Raw genomic sequence first — 767 nt, forward strand, 5'->3', positions numbered from 1 at the left:
GATTGGCCTTCGACGCGCTGATCGCCGACAAGGCGTTCGACAGCAACGCCATCATCGCCGAACTCGATGCGCGCGGCGCCAAGGTCGTCATCTCCCAGCATCCGCGCCGCGCCAAGCCTCTCACCATCGACGAGGAGATGTACAAATGGCGGCATCTCATCGAGAACTTCTTCGGCAAGCTCAAGGAGTTCAAACGCATCGCCATGCGCGCCGAAAAGACCGATCAAAGCTTCGCCTCCATGATCCATCTGGTCGCGGCCGTGATAAACTCCCGATGAATCCCAACAGACCCTAGTTGCTCTGCACTGAGATTATGACTCTTTGGAAGTGTCGGGATAGGCTCGGCCCATTCTGGCGCGGGCCTTGTCTGTAGTGAACATCCATTTGATGCGGCAGCGTGCGGCATTCCTCTGCCGTTCCCAAGCGGTGATTTCGCGGCGCAGTCGCTTGGGGTCGTCGATCCTGCGATCGAGGCACTGTCCCCGCAAGACGCCGATCTCGATCTCAACCATGTTGAGCCAGCTTGCATGCTTGGAGGTGTAGTGGAACTCGAGCCGCCGCAAGATCCGCCTGGCTTCGGCGGGCGGGAACGTCTGATACAGGGCGCCGGCCGAGTGGGTCGATAGATTGTCTTGAACGATCCGGATGGTCTCGGCATCGGGATAATGGATGTCGACGAGGTCGCGCATGCATTGGGCGTAGTCCTCGGCCGCGCGCCGCTCGGTGACTTTGACCTTGCGCCAGGGACGATGCACGTCGAGCAGGAC

General features: G+C 60.2%; 2 protein-coding genes. One reads left to right on the forward strand and one right to left on the reverse strand.

All coding sequences use genetic code 11. The features are described from left to right. A partial coding sequence (locus J6497_RS40745; RefSeq protein WP_225709709.1) for a transposase occupies window positions 1–278 on the forward strand: 278 nt, incomplete at its 5' end. A 33-nt stretch (window positions 279–311) separates the two neighbouring features. On the opposite strand, the gene J6497_RS40750 is transcribed toward J6497_RS40745, so the two are convergent. Continuing rightward, a partial coding sequence (locus J6497_RS40750; RefSeq protein WP_225709759.1) for a transposase occupies window positions 312–767 on the reverse strand: 456 nt, incomplete at its 5' end.

Origin of the sequence: Bradyrhizobium cenepequi (assembly GCF_020329485.1) — a bacterium.
Lineage (GTDB): Bacteria > Pseudomonadota > Alphaproteobacteria > Rhizobiales > Xanthobacteraceae > Bradyrhizobium > Bradyrhizobium cenepequi.